The sequence below is a fragment of the Streptomyces sp. AB3(2024) genome (assembly GCF_041862025.1).
In the GTDB taxonomy this organism is placed as follows: domain Bacteria; phylum Actinomycetota; class Actinomycetes; order Streptomycetales; family Streptomycetaceae; genus Streptomyces.
This window is the reverse complement of the sequence record NZ_JBGWAB010000153.1, coordinates 1-17,228: the sequence shown is the minus strand read 5'-3', so window position 1 is coordinate 17,228 and position 17,228 is coordinate 1. Positions and strand designations below refer to the sequence as shown.

Sequence of the window (17,228 nt, the reverse complement as noted above, 5' to 3'; positions counted from 1 at the left end):
GGGCGGCGGCCGCGTAGAGCGCGGCGAGGGCGGTGGCCGCCGGGCCGCGCGGGAGCCACGGGCACAGCGCTGCCGGTACGGCCGCGAGGGGCCAGAGCCGGGCCGCGCGGCGCAGCCGGACCGGGTCGATCAGGCGCAGGCCCAGGGGGACGGCGCAGACCGTCCCCAAGGCGACGATCAGGTTCACGAGGACGGTCAAGGTCCCCTCCTTTGAACGTGTTCAACCCGTGGTCGCGACCCTACGCTCTTCGTTGAACATGTTCAACACGATCTGACGGGCGCTCCGGTTGCGGTGTTGCGAGAGATGCGGCAGACAAGAGAAGAGCAACCGGGGCGAAAAGGGAGAGCAGCGTGAACGACGTGAATGACGTGCCCGCACCGACACACCGTCAGGCGCCGCGCCGTCACGTACCGGCCTGCGCGGCCCTCTTGGCGATCGTCGGCCTCCTCGCCGCCGGCTGCTCGGGTTCGGGCCCCGAACAGACCAAGGGCGCCGCCGCCGACCGGATGGAGCTCGCCCTCCAGCCCGTCGGCGCCCCCGGCCCCGACCCCTTCACCCCTTCGTCGGCCACCGCCGAGTCGGCGCCCGTCCAGCCGCCGCTGCCCAACGCGAGCGGCCGTGGCATCCGTACGGTCGGCGCCGCCACCCCCGGCCTGTACGGCGGGACGAACCGGCTCGGCAGCTGCGACGTCGAACGCCAGGTCACCCTCCTGACCTCGGACGACGCCAAGTCCCGCGCCTTCGCCGAGGTGGCCGGCGTCGAGCGGGAGAAGATCCCCGAGTTCCTGCGCGGGCTCACCCCGGTGGTCCTGCGCGCGGACACCCGGATCACCAACCACTCCTTCCGTGACGGCCGTGCCGACGGCTACCAGGCCGTCCTCCAGGCCGGCACGGCCGTCCTCGTCGACGCCCACGGCATGCCCCGCGTCCGCTGCGCCTGCGGGAACCCGCTGGCCGCCCCGCTCGGGGCGAAGGGGAGCCCGGTGCTCAAGGGCGACCAGTGGAACGGCTACCACGCCAACCAGGTCATCGTCATCGAGCCGACCGCCCAGGCGATCAACAGCCTGGTGATCGTGAACATCGCCGACAACACCTGGATCGAACGCAAGACGGGCGACGACGGTGCCCAGGACAAGGTCCCCCGGGTGCTGCCCCCCTACGACCCGGCCGAGGGCATCCCGAACGGACCCGCGACCCCGCCCGATCCCTCGGACCCCTGCGCCGGCGCGGACCCGAACAGCCTGGCCCGGACCACCCCGCCGAAGGCCCCGTCCACCCCGCCGTCGGCGCCCCCGCCCGGCACCCCTTCCGGGCCGCCGCCCTCCGGGACCCCGTCCGACCTCCCGGGCGCCCCGCCCGCCGGCCCTCCCGGGGAGCCGGCCGCCCCCACCGGCCCGCTCGCCGGGCCCCTGGACGAGACGGCGCCCCCGCTGGAGGAGACGGCGCCCCCGCTCGACCTGCCGGCCGGTCCCGTGAACGCCCCGGCGCCCCTCCTCGGCCCGTCGGCCGCGCCCTTGAACGAGACGGCGCCTCCCTTGAACGAGACGGCGCCTCCCTTGAACGAAACGGCGCCTCCCCTGAACGAAACGGCCCCGCCGCTGGACGAGACGGCGCCTCCCCTGGACCTGCCCGCCGGACCCCTCGACGAGACGGCCCCGCCCCTCGGCTCGCCCGCCGGGCCCCCGGGAATGCCCGCCGCCCCCGGGGACCCGGCGGACCCCGCCGCCCCCTCCGCGACCCCGTGCGTCCCGGGCCGGGCCGCCGACAGCGCCCCGAGCACGCCCGTCACCCCGCAGAAGCCCCGCGCCGACGTACCCGCCGACGTACCCGCCGACGTACCCGCCGACCGGCCCGGCGGAGGCGCCCTCCCGCCGGACCCGTTCCAGGACCTGTCCGCCCAGCCCGCCCAGCCCCCGGCCGACCCGGGAGCGCCCCTCTCCCCGGGCGACGCGCAGCCGCACGACCCGGCCGTGCCCGCCGATCCGGCCGACCCCTTCGGATTCCCGGACCAGCAGCAGGCGCCCACCGGCTCCGCCGCCAATCTGGAGAGCGCCTGACCGGCCCCTGTGTCATGGTGGACCGGTGTCGAGCACCGCATCTCCACCGGAGGACTGGCCCGCACAGCCGGACCGGTCGCTCTCACTGAACCGGATGGGCAGTTTCGACTGGGACCTGGTCACCGGGCTCATGCACCTGGACACGGCCGCCCTCGACGTCTTCGACACGACCTCCGACGCGTACGACGGGCGGCCCGAGTCACTGGGCCCCCGCGTCCCGCCCGCCGAGAGCGCCCGGCTGGACGCCCTCGTCTCCAGTGCCCTCAAGAGCGGGCTCGACAGCTACGGTGCCTACTTCCGCATCCGCTGCCGTGACGGCCGGCTCCGCTGGACCCACACCCAGGGTCGCGTCATGCGCGACGACGACGGCCGCCCGTACCGGATCATCGGCATCGTCCGCGACGCGACCGAGGAGCTCAGCCACTCGGCCGAGCGCCTCGGCCTCGACGACGAACGCCGCCGCCAGACCTCCGTGGTCGAGAGCACCACCGCCGCCCTCGCCCACGCCCGCACCGTCAAGGACGTCATCGACGCCCTCGGCGACGCCCACGGCCTGGAACGGCTCGGCTCCATGGGGATGGTCATGGGCCTCGTCGAGGCGGGCCGGATCCACCTGGTGGCCGAAGGGCCACCCGGGAGCTTCGTCCCCGGCACCCGCTACACGCGCATCGACGAGCAGTACCCGATGAGCGAGGTCGTGCGCTCGCTCCAGCCGCGCTTCCTCGACTCGGCGCAGGAGTTCGCCGAGGGCTACCCCGGCCTCTGGGCGCGGATCGCCTCGATGGACATCTCGGCCGCCGCCTACCTGCCGCTCATCGCCCAGGCACGGCCCATCGGCGCGATCGGCCTCCTCTACCAGGACAAGGACGGCTTCACCCAGGACGAACGCAACCTGCTGGTCGCGCTCGGCAGCAGCATCGCGCAGAGCCTCCAGCGCGCGATGCTGCTCGAACAGGAGCACGATCTCGCCGAAGGCCTCCAGCAGGCGATGCTGCCCCGTCGGATCCCCTCCGTCCCCGGAGCACAGATCGCCGTCCGCTACCGGTCCGCCCGGATGGGCCAGGACATCGGCGGGGACTGGTACGACGTCATCCCGCTGCCGGGAGGCCGCGTCGGCGCCGTCATCGGCGACGTCCAGGGACACGACACCCACGCGGCCGCCGTGATGGGACAACTGCGCATCGTGCTGCGCGCCTACGCCGCCGAAGGGCACTCCCCGGCCACCGTGATGGCCCGCGCCTCGGTCTTCCTGCACGAACTCGACACCGACCGCTTCGCCACCTGCACCTACGCGGAAGCCGACCTGACCACCGGGGTCCTGCAGATCGTGCGCGCCGGCCACATCGACCCGCTGCTGCGCACCCGGGACGGCGACTGCCGCCGGCTGCCGGTGGAGGGCGGGCTGCCGCTCGGGCTGTCCGCCGAGTTCGGCCGCCTGGAGTACCCGGTCGCCACGGTGGAACTGGATCCGGGAGAAACGCTCCTGATGTGCACCGACGGACTGGTGGAGCAGCCCGGCGCGGACCTGGACGACGGCATCCGCTTCCTCACCGACCTGGTGCGCGGCGGGCCGGGCGACCTCCAGCTGCTCGCCGACCGGCTGTGCGAGGTCGTCGACGACCGGGGCGACGACGACATGGCCCTGATCCTGCTCCGGCGCCGGGGCGAGGACGTCCCGCAGGGCGGCGGCCGGCTCCAGCAGCACGTGGCCCCCGGGGACCCCGAGGCCCTCGTCGCCGCCCGGCACATGATCGGCGCGGCCGTGCGGGCGTGGGGCGCGCGGGGCCGCGCCGACGAGATCGAACTGGTCGCCGACGAACTGATCGTGAACGCCCTGATGCACACGGACGGCCCCGCGATCGTGACCCTGCGCGTCCTGGCCGGCACCCAGCGGCGGCTGCGGGTGGAGGTGGAGGACCGCTCCAGCGCCCTCCCGCGCCGCCGCGAGGCCGGGGACTCGGGAGTCTCGGGACGGGGCCTGATGCTGGTCGACCGGCTGGCGGACGTCTGGGGAGTGGAGCCGCGCGGCAGCGGCAAGTGCGTCTGGTGCGAGTTCGTGGTGGACTGACCCCGGCTCGGCTTCGCTCGGCCCGGCGCCCGGCCCCGGCCCATCGGTTCGCGCTCCGCCCCGGGCGGGGGCAGGCTGGGAGGATGCCCGAGCTGCCGGAGGTCGAGGCCCTGCGGGGCTTCCTCGACGAACGCCTCGCCGGGCGGGTGGTGCGACGCGTCCTCCCGCTGGCCGTCAGCGTGCTCAAGACCTACGATCCCCCGCTCGGAGCCCTCGAAGGCCGACGGGCCGGACCCGTCGCCCGGTACGGCAAGTTCCTCGCCCTCGGCATCGGCGACCTCCACCTGGTCACCCACCTGGCCAGGGCCGGCTGGCTGCGCTGGCACGACACCCTGCCGGCCCGGCCGCCCGGTCCCGGCAAGGGGCCGCTCGCGCTCCGCGTCGAACTGGAGGACGGCGGCGGCTTCGACCTCACCGAGGCGGGCACCCAAAAGCGCCTCGCCGTGTACGTCGTGCGCGACCCCCGGGAGGTCCCGGGCATCGCCCGGCTCGGCCCCGACCCGCTCGCCGAGGGCTTCGACCGGGACTCCTTCGCCGCGCTCCTGGCGGGGGAGCGCCGTCAGATCAAGGGCGTGCTGCGTGACCAGAGCGTCATCGCGGGCATCGGCAACGCCTACAGCGACGAGATCCTGCACGCCGCCCGCGTCTCCCCCTTCAAACTGGCCGCCTCCTTCGACGAGGAGCAGGTCACCCACCTCCACCGGGCGGTCCAGGACACGCTCCGCACGGCCGTCGAGCGGGCGCACGGCGTGGCCGCCGGGCAGCTCAAGGCCGAGAAGAAGAGCGGGCTGCGGGTCCACGGCCGGGCGGGGGAGCCGTGCCCGGTGTGCGGGGACACCGTCCGCTCGGTGTCCTTCGCCGATTCCTCGCTCCAGTACTGCCCCACCTGCCAGACCGGCGGCAAGCCGCTCGCAGACCGCAGGCTCTCGCGTCTCCTCAAGTAGCCCGCCCGCTGCGTAGACTCCGGCACCATGGCTCAGGACCAGCAGCGGCCGCAGCCCCGGCGCGAGATCGTCACGGGGGTTCCCCGGGGCACGCGACGCAGGCCTCCGGCGCACACCCCGGCGCGCTCGGAGATATCAGAGCAGACCACCCTGGGCGCCACCTACGTACGGGCCCTGATGCGCAGCCAGCTCCGCGCCGGGCTGGTGGCCCTGGCCCTGCTGGCCCTGCTCCTCGGCCTGCTGCCGCTCGGCTTCCTGCTGCCCCGGACGGTCTCGGGCCCGGTGGTCTGGGTCGCGCTCGGGCTGGTGGCGTACCCGGTGATGTGGCTGATCGCCCGCTGGTACGTGGCCCGGGCGGAGCGCAACGAGGCCGCCTTCACCGGCCTGGTCACCGACCCGGCGGAACCCCCGCCCGGCAGGCGCCGGAGCCTGTAGCCCCCGGTACTGCCGCTCCGACTGCCGCTCCGGCCGCGATGCCCGGCCGGCCCGGGGGCGGAACACGCATGACGTCACGTACCGCACCATGGGCGGCGCAGCTGGGGGCCGCGCGGCGGCCGACCGGATCTCGCGGCGGGAGCGCGGGCTCGCCGCAGCCGATGTGGCCTGCAAGCCTGCCCGTGGAGCACGCGAAGGCCGTCGGCCAGGCCGTCCAGGAGCGCAAGGACCAGCTGAAGCGCGCTGCCGACGTGCTCGCCGCTACGGGCTGAGGCGGTCGGCCGGACGCCGCTCAGAACAGGTGCATCGCCAGGTGCCCCAGGGGCAGGCCCAGCTGCCATGCCGGGGTCCAGACGCGGGCGTTCTCGTCCAGGCCCGCCGAGGTGTCGCCGTGGCCGAGGCGGCCCGGGTCGAGGTTCGTGGCGAACAGCTCGGTGTGGTCCAGCCAGCGCCACGCCGCCCGCGCCAGTTCCAGGTCGGGGTCGTCGCCGCGGTCGCGCTCCCGGGCCTCCTCGCCGAGCGCGAGGAACCGGGTGTGGACCCAGTCGCGCCACGGGTGCCCGTGCGCCGTCAGCGAGAGCCACTCCTCCAGCTGCGAGACCACCCGGATCCCGGAGAGCTCACCGGCCGTGTCGGAGAGGTAGATCGTCAGCGCGAGCGTGTCCCGTCCGGCTCGGAACTCCAGTGTGCTCACCGGGATCAGGCGTCCCGTGCGCAGCAGCTCGTCGGCGATGTACTCCGCGTAGAGCCACGCCATGGGCACTGCCAGTCCGCCGTCACTGGTGCCGTTCAAACCCTCGGGCTGCACCGTTCCACCTTCTCCCGCGCGTTGAGCGTCCCGTCGTCACCCCGAGCCTTCACCGGCGGACTCGCGGAGCGGGGGATGTTTACTCAACTTGAACGGACTGGTGCCGATATCGATGCGGTCCGTGTCCGGTTCGTGTGCCCGGAGGGCGTTCCCTGAGTGTTTCTCCAGCGGTCCCCGAGCGTTCCGGTGCCCCGAGCCCCCGGCTCAGGCGCCCAGTCCGTATCCCTGGAGCCCTTTGCGCAGGGCACGCAGGGCGTAGTACGTACGGGATTTGACCGTTCCGGCCGGAATGCCGAGCTCCGCCGCCGCCTCCGCCACGGAGCGGTCCCGGAAGTAGACCTGCAGCAGTACGTCCCGGTGCTCCTGTCCCAGGCTGCCGACCGCCCGCCGGACATCGATCGCGGTGACCGAACCCGCCACCGCGTCCTCGGGCGCGGGCGCCTGCTCCAGCCCGTCGGGATCCACCTCCTGCGGCCGGGACAGCCGGGCCCGGCGCGCGTCGATCGCGAGCCGGCGCGCGACGGTGAAGAGCCAGGGCCGCATGGACTCGTGCCCGGTGTGGAGCACTTCCGGGTGCTGCCAGACCCGTACGAGGGTCTCCTGGACGAGGTCCTCGGCGCGCTGCGCGTCCCCGGCCGTCAGGCCGAGCAGGAAACCGAACAGGGCCCGCCCGTGTTCGCGCTGGAGTTCGGCGAGCGCCTCGGGTTCCGTGCGCGGGAGTGTGGGGGTGGGCGGCACGAGTGGCTCCTTCCGGTCCGCTGGGTTGTCCTCACCCTGACCTGCGGGGAGCCCCCCGGGAACCGTCCGGTGCCGCCGTTGCGCCCAAGCACCCGGGTCGTCCGGTGGGCGGGCGTGGCGGGCGACGAACGGTCGAACGGCACGCCGAACGGCCATCGGCCGTCGGGGTGGAAAAGCGCCGGCGGGCGGTGCCGGTCCTTGACGTGAGCAGCCTTCTCTTATGGATTTCGGATTATCCGACAGTCCTACAAATGAAGGCTGGGATAGATGACCACATGCACCCGGCAGGCCGCGGCCCTGCTGTCGGCCCTCCTCCTCTCCGCCGCCGCGGCCGGCTGCTCCACCGGCAGGGAACCGGCCCCCGCGCACCTCGGCTCCCGGCCCGCCGGAGCCCCGAAGGGCAGCACCGGGCCCAGCGCGCCCGGCGGCGCCAAGGGCTTCACCCTGGTCGCGAGCGGCGACGTGCTGCCGCACACCTCGATCATCCAGCGTGCGGCGGCCGACGCGGGCGGCGACGGGTACGACTTCCGGCCCATGTTCTCCGGCGTCAAACCGGTGGTCTCGGCGGCCGATCTGGCCCTGTGCCACATGGAGACCACCTACGGCGAGGACGGCGGACCCTTCAGCGGCTACCCCGCCTTCGTCTCCCCGCCCGCGGTGGCCGACGCGCTCAAGGACGCGGGCTACGACGGCTGCTCCACCGCCTCGAACCACACCCTCGACGACGGCGCCGACGGGCTGAAGCGCACCCTGGACCGCTTCGACAAGGTCGGCCTCGGCCACGCGGGCTCCGCGCGCACGGCCGCGGAGGCGGCCCGGACCACCTTCTACACCGCAGGTCCGGCCAAAGTCGCGCACCTCGCGTACACGTACGACACCAACGGCTACCCGATGCCCGACGGGCAGCCGTGGGCGGTCAACCTGATGGAGCCCGACAAGATCATCGCCGATGCCCGGCTCGCCCGGAAGGCGGGCGCGGACGTGGTCCTGGTCAGCCTGCACTGGGGCACGGAGTGGCAGACCGAACCGGACGAGACGCAGCTCTCGCTCGGCAAGACCCTGACCGCCTCGCAGACCGGCGGCCGCCCCGACGTGGACATGATCCTGGGCACGCACGCCCACATCCCGCAGGCCTACGAGAAGGCCGGCGGCACCTGGATCGTCTACGGGATGGGCGACCAGGTCGCCGGGGAGATGTTCAACCACTCCGGCGCGCGCGACATGCGCGGCAACTACGGTTCCATCGGCCGTTTCACCTTCGCCCCGCCCGCCGCGCCCGGCGGGCGCTGGCAGGTCACCAAGGCCGAGTTCATCCCCCAGATGATGGACCTCTCCAGCGGGCGGATCGTCAACCTCCCGGCCGCCCTCGCCGAGGAACCCGGACAGACCGAGTACGAGACCGCGCAGGAGGCCGTCACCGAGGCCGTCCTGAGCCGGGGCGCGGCCAAGGACGGCCTCACGCGCGCCCGCTGACGCGCCGGCCGCGGCGGCCGTCCGTACCGCCCGCCGCGTCCGCCCCGCCCGCGCCCCGCGTACCACCGGCGCGTCGGTGCCTCACGGCACCACCGTCACCGGCCACCGTCCCGCCTTGACCAGCCGCACCGCCACCGAGCCGACGATGCGGTGGCCGGCCCGTTCCGACGCGCCGACCACCACCGCGTCCGCCTTCAGTTCCTCTGCGGCGCCCACGAGCCCGTGGTACGGGTCGCCGCGGAAGGTGTGGAACTGCCAGCGGACCTCGAAGATCCCCTTGAGACGCTCCGCGGAGGCGCGGACCTCGGCGATGATGCCCTCCGCGATCTCCCCGGTCGCCTCCCCCACCGGTACCCCGAGCGAGGCGCCGGCGGCCATCACCGGCTGGACGTAGACCAGCGCCAGCAGCGCGTTCTGCCGCCGGGCCAGCCCCGCCGCGTAGGCCGCGGCCCGGAGCGAGGACTCCGATCCGTCGATCCCGGCCAGGATCACCTTCGGACCGTCCGTACCGCGCTCGAAACCCGTGTTCACATGCTCCGTCACCCTCCCGAGACTATGCGGTTCGGCGCGCGGACCGGCGCGCTCCTCCCTACAGTGCCAAGCATGAGTGCCACGCTGGAGGAGCCGCGGGGGACCCGCAACCGCTTCCTGAACCGGGTCCCGGACGCCTTCGGGGCGTTCTTCGGAACGCTCGGGCTGCTCTGCGCGCTGCTGGCGCTCTCCCCGACGCTGCGCAGGCTGCTGCGGGCCGTGGTCGAATTCTTCGACGACTTCGTGGTGCCGGTCAGCGCGAACCTCGCGTACGCCGTCTTCCTCTTCCTCCTGGCCGCCGCCCTCGGCATGCGCAAGAAGATCGCCTGGTGGATCGTCGTCACCTATCTGGCCCTGCTGGTCCTCGTCGACGTACTGATCATCGCGGACGGGGAACTGTGGATCGGCGGCCCCTCGATGGCCCTCGCGGTCGCGGCCTTCGTGATCCTGATCGCCTCCCGCAAAGAGTTCTACGCCGCCTCCCGCCCCGGCGCCGTCTGGCGGGCCATGCTGGTGCTGGGCCTCGGGATGCTCGCCGCCGTGCTCCTCGGCTGGGCCCTGGTCGCCCTCTTCCCCGGCACCCTGCCCAAGGGGCAGTGGCTGGACTGGGCCGCCAAGCAGGTCTTCGGCGGCCTCTTCTCCGCCCGGCAGTTCGACGGGCACCCGCCCCGCCCCCTGTACTTCCTGCTCGGCCTCTTCGGGGCCCTCGCCCTGCTGAACGCCGCCGCCACCCTCTTCCGCTCCCAGCGGCTGACGGCGGCCCTGCACGGGGACGAGGAGCCGCGCATCCGCGCCCTGCTCGGCGCGTACGGGCGGGCCGACTCCCTCGGCTACTTCGCCACCCGGCGCGACAAGGCCGTCGTCTTCGCCCCGAACGGGAAGGCCGCCGTCACCTACCGCGTCGAGGCCGGTGTCTGCCTCGCCAGCGGCGACCCGGTCGGCGACCCCGCCGCCTGGACCCCCGCCATCGACGCCTGGCTGGGCGTGGCCCGCCGCTACGGCTGGCAGCCCGCCGTCATGGGCGCCTCCGAGGACGGCGCGACCGCGTACGCCCGCTCCGGGCTCAGCGCCCTCCAGCTCGGTGACGAGGCGATCCTGCACGTCGCCCACTTCGACCTCGACGGCCGGGAGATGCGGGTCACCCGGCAGGCCGTCAACCGGGTCCGGCGCACCGGGGCCACCACCGTCATCCGCCGCCACTCGGCCCTCTCCGAGGACGAGATGCAGATGATCGTGGACAGTGCCGACAAATGGCGCGACACCGAGACCGAACGCGGCTTCTCCATGGCCCTGGACCGGCTCGGCGACCAGGAGGACGGAGACTGCCTGCTCGTCGAGGCCTTCGACGGCCAGGGCGAGCTGATCGCCCTGCTGTCCTTCGTCCCCTGGGGCAAGGACGGCATCTCCCTCGACCTGATGCGCCGCGACCGCGCCGCCCCCAACGGGGTGATGGAGTTCATGGTCGCCGAGCTGTGCGCCGCCGCCCCGGGGCTGGGCGTGCGGCGGATCTCGCTCAACTTCGCCGTGTTCCGCTCCGCCTTCGAGGAGGGCGGCCGGATCGGCGCCGGCCCCGTCCTGAAGATGTGGCGCAGGCTGCTGCTCTTCTTTTCCCGCTGGTGGCAGCTGGAGGCCCTGTACCGCTCCAACGTGAAGTACGGGCCCGAATGGTTCCCCCGCTTCCTGTGCTACCAGGACGCCGGCTCGCTCGCCCGGGTCAGCCTCGCCTCCGGCATCGCCGAGGGCTTCGTCTCCGTACCGAGCCTGCGCACCCTGTGGGGCAACGGCCACCCCAGGGGCCTCATCGCCCCCGTCAACACCGCCGGGCTGCCCTCCATCGACTCCCTGGGCCTGGACCTCGTGGGGGAGGAGGGGGAAGGGGCGCGCGAGGAGCGGCTGCCCGACCAGGTGCGCGTCCGGCACGCCAAGCTCGAACGGATCCGGGCCGCGGGCACCGACCCGTACCCGGTCGGCATCCGGCAGCGGACGCACACCGTCGCCGCGCTCAAGGCCGCCCACCCCGGCTACCCGCCCGGCAGCCGCACCGGTGAACAGGTGACCCTCGCCGGACGGGTGATGGTGGTGCGCGACCTCGGCGGGGTGGTCTTCGCCGTACTGCGCGACTGGACCGGCGACACCCAGCTGATGTTCACCCGGGACGAGAGCGGGCCCGACGTCCTGGAGTCCTTCACCTCCCAGGCCGACTTCGGCGACCACGTGGTCGCGAGCGGAGAGGTCGGCTCCAGCCGCGGCGGCGAACTGTCCGTGGTGGTCGGCTCCTGGCAGCTCACCGGCAAGTGCCTGCGCCCGCTCCCCGACAAGCGCAAGGGCCTCGCGGACCCGGAGGCCCGCGTCCGGCGGCGCTACCTCGACCTGGTCGCCAGCCCCGGCGCGCGGGACGTGGTGCGCGCCCGCTCCAGCGCCGTGCAGGCCCTGCGCCAGGGGCTGCTGGACCGGGGTTACCTGGAGGTCGAGACCCCGATGCTCCAGCAGATCCACGGCGGGGCCAACGCCCGGCCCTTCCGCACCCACATCAACGCCTACGACCTGGACCTGTACCTGCGCATCGCGCCCGAGCTGTACCTCAAGCGGCTGTGCGTGGGCGGCATGGAGAAGGTCTTCGAGATGGGCCGCACCTTCCGCAACGAGGGGGTCTCCTACAAGCACAACCCCGAGTTCACGATGCTGGAGGCCTACCAGGCTTTTGCCGACTACGACGTGATGCTCGACCTCACCCGCGAGCTCATCCAGGGCGCCGCCACCGCCGCCTTCGGCTCGCCGGTCGCCCACAAGGCCGACGCGGACGGCAGGCTCGTCGTCCACGACATCTCCGGCACCTGGCCGGTCAAGACGATGTACGGGGCGATCGGCGAAGCCCTCGGCGAAGAGGTCGACGCCGACACCGAGGAGCCGGTCCTGCGCAGGCTGTGCGACCGCGCCGGCGTCCCGCACGGACCGGAGGACACCCGGGGCGACGTGGTCCTGGAGATGTACGAGCGGCTCGTGGAGGAGCGCACGAAACTCCCCACCTTCTACAAGGACTTCCCGACCGACGTCTCCCCGCTCACCCGCCAGCACCGCAAGGACCCGCGGCTGGCGGAACGCTGGGACCTGGTGGCCTTCGGCACCGAACTGGGCACCGCCTACTCGGAACTGACCGACCCCGTCGAGCAGCGCCGCCGCCTGACCGCCCAGTCGCTGCTCGCGGCGGGAGGGGATCCGGAGGCGATGGAGCTCGACAACGACTTCCTCGACGCACTGGAGTACGCGATGCCGCCCACCGGCGGCCTGGGCATCGGGGTCGACCGGCTGGTCATGTTCCTCACGGGTCTGACGATCCGCGAGACGCTGCCGTTCCCCCTGGTGCGCCGGAGCTGACCGGCGGGGTGGCTGGTCCGAGCGGGTGAGGGGGGCGGGGCGCGTCCGCGCCTCTCGACTTCTTCGGCGATGTCGTTGATACGTAGTAATAATGAAAAACGACGAGCCGACAGTAGGGCGACGCGTGCTCCTGCGTACCGCCGTCTTCCTCGGAGTCGCCGCCGCCTCCGCGATGCTCACGGGCGGCGAGACCGACACCCCGGCGCCGCGGTCGCCCGCCGGACCCGCCCCGGCCGCCGGACCGGGCGCGGCGGGTGCCGCCGGCCCGCGCGGACTGGGCACGGGCCTCCCCGAGAAGTCCTACCGACTGCGGCCGATGACCGCCGAATCCCCCGTCCGGCCGCCCGCGGCGAAGCCCGCCGTCCGGACCCGGCCCATCCTGGAACTGCCCGAGCAGGAGCGGTCCGGCAGGGCGATGGTCCTCACCTTCGACGACGGCCCGGACCCCCGCTACACCCCGGCCATCCTCGACACCCTCTCCCGCCACGGGGTCCGCGCGATGTTCTTCGTGTGCGGGGAGATGGCCACCGACAACCGCGACCTGCTGCGCCGGATGGCCTCCGAGGGACACGTCATCGGCAACCACACCTGGACGCACCCGCTGATCCCCTCGCTGGGGCGCGGCGCCCTGGAGTCGGAGATCGGGCGCACGAGCGAGGTGGTCCAGAGCTGCGTGGGGGAGGCCCCGGTGTGGTTCCGGGCGCCGTACGGGGCCTGGAACCGGGCCGCCTTCGAGATCGGCGCCGACCTGGGGATGGAGCCCATGGCCTGGACCGTGGACACCCTCGACTGGAAGGAACCCGGTACCGGCGCCATCGTCTCCCGCGCGCTGGACGGAGCCGCGCCCGGGGCGATCGTGCTCAACCACGACGCCGGCGGAAACCGCTCGCAGAGCGTCCAGGCCCTCGCGACGTACCTGCCCCAACTCCTCGCCCGGGGCTACCGCATGACACTGCCGACACTGCCGACACTGCCGACACTGCCGACACTGCCGCCCCGCTGACGGCCGCGCCGGCGCCGGTGCCTCCCGCCGCCCCGGTCCGCCGGAGCGGCGGACCGGGGCGGGGCGGAGGCGGCGGAGGGGGCGGACGAACGATTCCTCAGCGGGTCTCGACCATGCGGGCGAAGACGACCACGTTGCCGTCGTAGCCCTTGGCCTTCGAGTAGCCGCCACCACAGGTGATCACCCGCAGCTCCGGGTGCCCGGTGTCCCCGTAGACGCGGGCTCCGGGGAAGGCGTCCTTGGCGAACACCTCGACCCCGTACACCTCGAACACGGCCGTGCGGCCGTCGTAGCGCTCCACCTCGATGCGGTGGCCCGGCTTGAGCGAGCCCAGGCCGTAGAAGACCGCCGGGCCCTGCGCGTTGTCCACGTGGCCCACGATCACGGCGGAGCCCTGCTGGCCCGGCGAGATGCCGTTGAGGTACCAGCCCGCCAGGTTGCGGTCCTGCGGCGGCGGGGCGTCGATCCAGCCCTGCGCGTCCAGGCCGACCGTCATCACCGGCGCGTCCACGTTGATCGTCGGAATCCGGATGCGTTGCACCGACGAGTGCTCCAGCACCTCCATGTCCGACGGCGGTGCCGGCGGACGCGCCGGCAGCTGGTCGGTGTGCACCGCGACGGCCGCCGCCGCCGTCGGCTGCGGCGGTCCGTCCTCGACGTTCGCGCCGTTCCGCATCATGGCGAGGCCGCTGAGCATGACCAGCGCGAGTACGCCCCAGGGGGAGCGCCTTCTCGGTCTCTGCTCGCTCTCGTCCTCGGTCATGGCTCTCCCTTCCCGACGCGGGGGTCCCGACCCGCGTTCCAGTCCCTCCCCGGTACGCCCTTCTTCCCGCACGCTAAGGCCACGTCGGCGAGACGGCGATCGGGGAGGGGCGAACGGGTGGTGCGGCCGTAAGGGGTGCGCCCATCCAGGTAATCGTCACATAAATGCCTGACGGCTCGTGACCTGCGGATCCGTCAGATGATCGGACCGCACTTCGGCGTGTCGCTCAACCGGGCGGCCCAAAGGCGGAAATGCGCTGGTTGCGTGCCGCCCCGAGGGTTCGTGATGGGAGGCGTTCTCGTCGATCTGCCCGGGCCACCGCTCCCGGGGCGCTTCCCGTTGGAGGTTCCACCATGCGTGCTTTCCGCGCTCTCACCGTGACCGCGGCCGCCTGTGCCGCGATCGGGCTCAGTGCCACGTTCGCCGCCGCGAACCCCCCGCAGGGTGGCGGGAACGGGCCCAGCAACGTGACGGTCAACCCGTACTCCGTACACCAGGGCGCCTCGATGCAGGTCAGCGCGGCCGGCTGCGGCCACGGCGGTACGGTCTGGTCGCACGGCAACTTTCCGCAGACCAACCTGTCGGCCGGCTCCATCGGCTTCGCCACCGTCCGGATCTTCAACCACGCCTCGCCCGGACACCACACCCTCTCGGTCAAGTGCCACGACAACAGCCTGGTCGCCACGCACCGCTTCACGATCCTGGAGGGCCGCGGAGCCGAGGGCGGCATCGGCGGCTCCTTCGGCCCGTCCACCGCCGAGACGGCCATCGGAGCGGGCCTCGTCGGGATCGCCGCGCTCGGCGCGGGCGTGCACGTGATCCGGCGCCGCCGCCCGGTCGGCTCGCGGGCCTGAAGTCCGCCGCACCGGACGTCTCCCGCGTCGCCTGACGTCCGCGGGGCCGGTACGTGTGCCGCGCCCGTCGACCGCCGGTCGCCCCGGGTCCCCCTCAGGACCGGAGGCGACCGGCGGTCGCCGGGGGTGCCGGGCCCGCGGAAGGGTCAGTGGTGGCGCGTGGTGCCGCGTCGGCGCAGGGCGTACGCCACCCCTCCCGCGGCGGCGAGGAACAGCACGGCTCCCGCGCCGAGTTCCAGGGGATCCGTCCCGGCCACGCTGCCGCCGAGCCCGCCGCGCACTCCGAGCGAGGCGGCAGTGGTGGTGGCACCGCGAGGGGCGGTGGCCTTCGTGGTGTGAGGGGCCGGGGGAGCAGTTGTGACGCGCGGCACCGGGGGAGCAGTTGTGATGCGCGGGGCGACAGCGGCCGCGGGGCGCGAGGGCGTGGGCGCCGGGGCGGTGGTGGTGCGCGTACTCGGGCTGGGCCGAGGGGCGCTGGTGGAGCTGGTGCTGGGCTTCGTCGTGCCCCCGGCGATGACGAGGTCGGCGGAGCCGTTCTCCCCGTTGCAGGTGAAGGTGACGGAGTAGAGGGCTCCGCGCCTGGCGTCACGGTCCACCGTGATCCGGGCGGTCTGTCCCCGCGCGATGCTCACGGTGTCGAAGACCCCGGAGGAGGCGGTGGCGTACGCGGCACCGCAGCCGCTGACGGAGAGCACCGCCTGCCCGCCGGGTGCGACCGTCGACGGGGTGATGGCGAAGCCGAAGGAGGTGACGGGCGCCGCCTCGGCCGCGAGGGCGGCGGGCGCGCCGGATGCGCAGAGCGCGAGTACGGCCCCTGTGGCGCCGGCGCTCAGCAGGGCGATGGCGGAGCTGCGTATCGCGCCCATGGCGGTCCTCCGGATTCCCCGAGGAGCAGTCGCGCAGCGTTTCCGCACGTGGGGGGTCGTGCACCTCGATGTCCGCCACGCTAGGTGCGGGCCCGGTGAGCCGCGATCAGGAACGGGCGAATGGGGCACGGCCGTAGGCCGAACCGGGGACGGGAACCCCGCCGACGGTTCGGCCCGGCGCGTGGCCGCGGTGGGCCCGCGCCGGGCCGGCCCGGTGGGCGTGCCTAGTCCTTCAGCCCCAGGTGCGGGAACTGTGCGAAGAAGGGCTCGGCGGTGGCCGCGATCCCCCGGCCGAAGGGGGCGTCGAAGTCCCAGATCAGGAAGAGCAGGAAGGCGATCAGCGCGCTGAACAGGCCCGCCAGCAGCAACTCGCGGAAGGAACGGCGGATCTGGAGGGTGAAGATCAGTCCGACCGTCACCAGGGCTCCGGCGATCAGTCCGAACCAGACCACCCCCGGCATGGTGGCCCCGGCGCTCTGGCCGCGTGCGTTGCGGGCGTCGTCGACCGCCCCCACCTGGTCCACCAGGGGCTGGTACGCCTGTCCCTCGTGGTCGGTCTGCGGTTCGTAGTCCGTCACGTCCCGGCGCACGCGTTCGAGCAGTTCGCCGCTCCGGTCGGTGAGGGTGCCCTGGTCGGCCATCCGCTGCCATTCCGTGTCGACCACGTACGTCACGTACGCGTCGACGTCGGCGCGGATCTTCTTGCGCACGGGTTCCGGGTAGACCTGTGAGCGGACGCTGATCTCGTGCAGGGCCTGGGCCTCCTGGCGCACGTACTCCTGGGCGGCCCCGCGGCCCTCCCAGACGCCCGCGATCGCCAGGCCCAGCACGATCGCGTAGATCACCCCGATCATCATCGTCATGTACTCGATGACGTCCGGGGTCTCGTTGGGATCGTCGTCCTCGCCGATCCTGCGGTGCTGGAAGAAGACGATGGCCAGGACCACGGCGCAGGCCGCTGCCATCGCGAGGGACAGGACGAGCCATTCCGACAAGATGACTCCCATTCGGTGAATCGGCGGATCGCGCCGGGCGGTCGGTTCGTGTGCGGTCCGGAGGGGGACGGCCTAGCGCGGGCGCAGCGCGACGATCGCGAGCACGGCGGGGGCCGCGGTCATGAGGGTGAAGGTCACCGGCGAGATGTGGTGCTCGGCCGGCTTGCGGACGGTGGACTGGTACGCGGGGCGGGCCACGTGCTTTTTCGGCGCGGGCGTCGGCGTCGCTGCGGGCGTGGGCGTGGGCGTGGGCCGGGGGGCCGGCGGGGGCGGTGCGGGAGCCCGGTACGCCCGGGGCGGCGGCGCGGGCGGGGGGG

Annotated in this window: 15 protein-coding genes and 1 pseudogene; 8 read left to right on the top strand and 8 right to left on the bottom strand. The window is 73.5% G+C overall.

Going from position 1 to position 17,228, the window contains the following annotated elements; all coding sequences use genetic code 11:
- Positions 1-199: YndJ family transporter (locus ACEPPI_RS35540; protein ID WP_373919388.1), on the bottom strand; the 199-nt coding region annotated here is incomplete at its 3' end.
- Between the two features lie 152 nt (positions 200-351).
- Here ACEPPI_RS35540 and ACEPPI_RS35535 point away from each other — a divergent pair.
- The 4 genes from ACEPPI_RS35535 (at position 352) to ACEPPI_RS35520 (ending at position 5,505) form a co-directional block, all read left to right on the top strand.
- Positions 352-2,058 (top strand): DUF6777 domain-containing protein, encoded by a 1,707-nt coding sequence (locus ACEPPI_RS35535; protein WP_373919387.1) that lies wholly within the window; start codon positions 352-354, stop codon positions 2,056-2,058.
- A 7-nt stretch (positions 2,059-2,065) separates the two neighbouring features.
- Positions 2,066-4,126 carry a SpoIIE family protein phosphatase gene (locus ACEPPI_RS35530; protein ID WP_373919391.1) on the top strand — a complete coding sequence of 687 codons (2,061 nt, stop codon included), beginning with the start codon at positions 2,066-2,068 and terminating at the stop codon, positions 4,124-4,126.
- Between the two features lie 83 nt (positions 4,127-4,209).
- Positions 4,210-5,070, top strand: a complete 861-nt coding sequence (locus ACEPPI_RS35525) for an Fpg/Nei family DNA glycosylase (protein WP_373919386.1) — start codon at positions 4,210-4,212, stop codon at positions 5,068-5,070.
- 27 nt (positions 5,071-5,097) lie between these two features.
- On the top strand, positions 5,098-5,505 hold the full coding sequence (locus ACEPPI_RS35520; RefSeq protein ID WP_373919385.1) for a hypothetical protein: 408 nt from the start codon (positions 5,098-5,100) through the stop codon (positions 5,503-5,505).
- Between the two features lie 292 nt (positions 5,506-5,797).
- Here the strand turns inward: ACEPPI_RS35520 and ACEPPI_RS35515 are convergent, their stop codons facing one another.
- Positions 5,798-6,262, bottom strand: a complete 465-nt coding sequence (locus ACEPPI_RS35515; protein ID WP_373919389.1) for a hypothetical protein — start codon at positions 6,260-6,262, stop codon at positions 5,798-5,800.
- A gap of 255 nt (positions 6,263-6,517) precedes the next feature.
- Entirely contained in the window at positions 6,518-7,051 is a 534-nt protein-coding gene (locus ACEPPI_RS35510) for a sigma-70 family RNA polymerase sigma factor (RefSeq protein WP_373919384.1), read from the bottom strand.
- Positions 7,052-7,318: 267 nt separating this feature from the next.
- Between ACEPPI_RS35510 and ACEPPI_RS35505 the strand changes: the two genes are divergently transcribed.
- On the top strand, positions 7,319-8,524 hold the full coding sequence (locus ACEPPI_RS35505) for a CapA family protein (RefSeq protein ID WP_373919383.1): 1,206 nt from the start codon (positions 7,319-7,321) through the stop codon (positions 8,522-8,524).
- Positions 8,525-8,605: 81 nt separating this feature from the next.
- On the opposite strand, the gene ACEPPI_RS35500 is transcribed toward ACEPPI_RS35505, so the two are convergent.
- Entirely contained in the window at positions 8,606-9,067 is a 462-nt protein-coding gene (locus tag ACEPPI_RS35500) for a universal stress protein (protein ID WP_373919382.1), read from the bottom strand.
- 60 nt (positions 9,068-9,127) lie between these two features.
- Between ACEPPI_RS35500 and lysX the strand changes: the two genes are divergently transcribed.
- Positions 9,128-12,430 carry a bifunctional lysylphosphatidylglycerol synthetase/lysine--tRNA ligase LysX gene (lysX, locus tag ACEPPI_RS35495; protein WP_373919381.1) on the top strand — a complete coding sequence of 1,101 codons (3,303 nt, stop codon included), beginning with the start codon at positions 9,128-9,130 and terminating at the stop codon, positions 12,428-12,430.
- Between the two features lie 91 nt (positions 12,431-12,521).
- A complete protein-coding gene (locus ACEPPI_RS35490; RefSeq protein WP_373919380.1) occupies positions 12,522-13,433 on the top strand; it encodes a polysaccharide deacetylase family protein in 912 nt (303 codons plus the stop codon).
- A 97-nt stretch (positions 13,434-13,530) separates the two neighbouring features.
- Here ACEPPI_RS35490 and ACEPPI_RS35485 read toward each other — a convergent pair whose 3' ends face one another.
- Positions 13,531-14,196: a class F sortase gene (locus ACEPPI_RS35485; RefSeq protein WP_373919379.1), complete on the bottom strand. Its 666-nt coding sequence runs from the start codon at positions 14,194-14,196 to the stop codon at positions 13,531-13,533.
- 353 nt (positions 14,197-14,549) lie between these two features.
- On the opposite strand from ACEPPI_RS35485, the gene ACEPPI_RS35480 reads away from it, so the two are divergent.
- Positions 14,550-15,050, top strand: a complete 501-nt coding sequence (locus tag ACEPPI_RS35480) for a hypothetical protein (RefSeq protein WP_373919378.1) — start codon at positions 14,550-14,552, stop codon at positions 15,048-15,050.
- A 146-nt stretch (positions 15,051-15,196) separates the two neighbouring features.
- Here ACEPPI_RS35480 and ACEPPI_RS35475 read toward each other — a convergent pair whose 3' ends face one another.
- The 3 genes and pseudogenes from ACEPPI_RS35475 to ACEPPI_RS35465 all read right to left on the bottom strand — a co-directional run.
- Positions 15,197-15,916, bottom strand: a complete 720-nt coding sequence (locus ACEPPI_RS35475; RefSeq protein ID WP_373919377.1) for a hypothetical protein — start codon at positions 15,914-15,916, stop codon at positions 15,197-15,199.
- A 224-nt stretch (positions 15,917-16,140) separates the two neighbouring features.
- Positions 16,141-16,911 (bottom strand): hypothetical protein, encoded by a 771-nt coding sequence (locus ACEPPI_RS35470; protein ID WP_373919376.1) that lies wholly within the window; start codon positions 16,909-16,911, stop codon positions 16,141-16,143.
- Positions 16,912-16,983: 72 nt separating this feature from the next.
- Positions 16,984-17,228 (bottom strand): annotated as a pseudogene (locus tag ACEPPI_RS35465) (hypothetical protein); the annotation flags it as partial.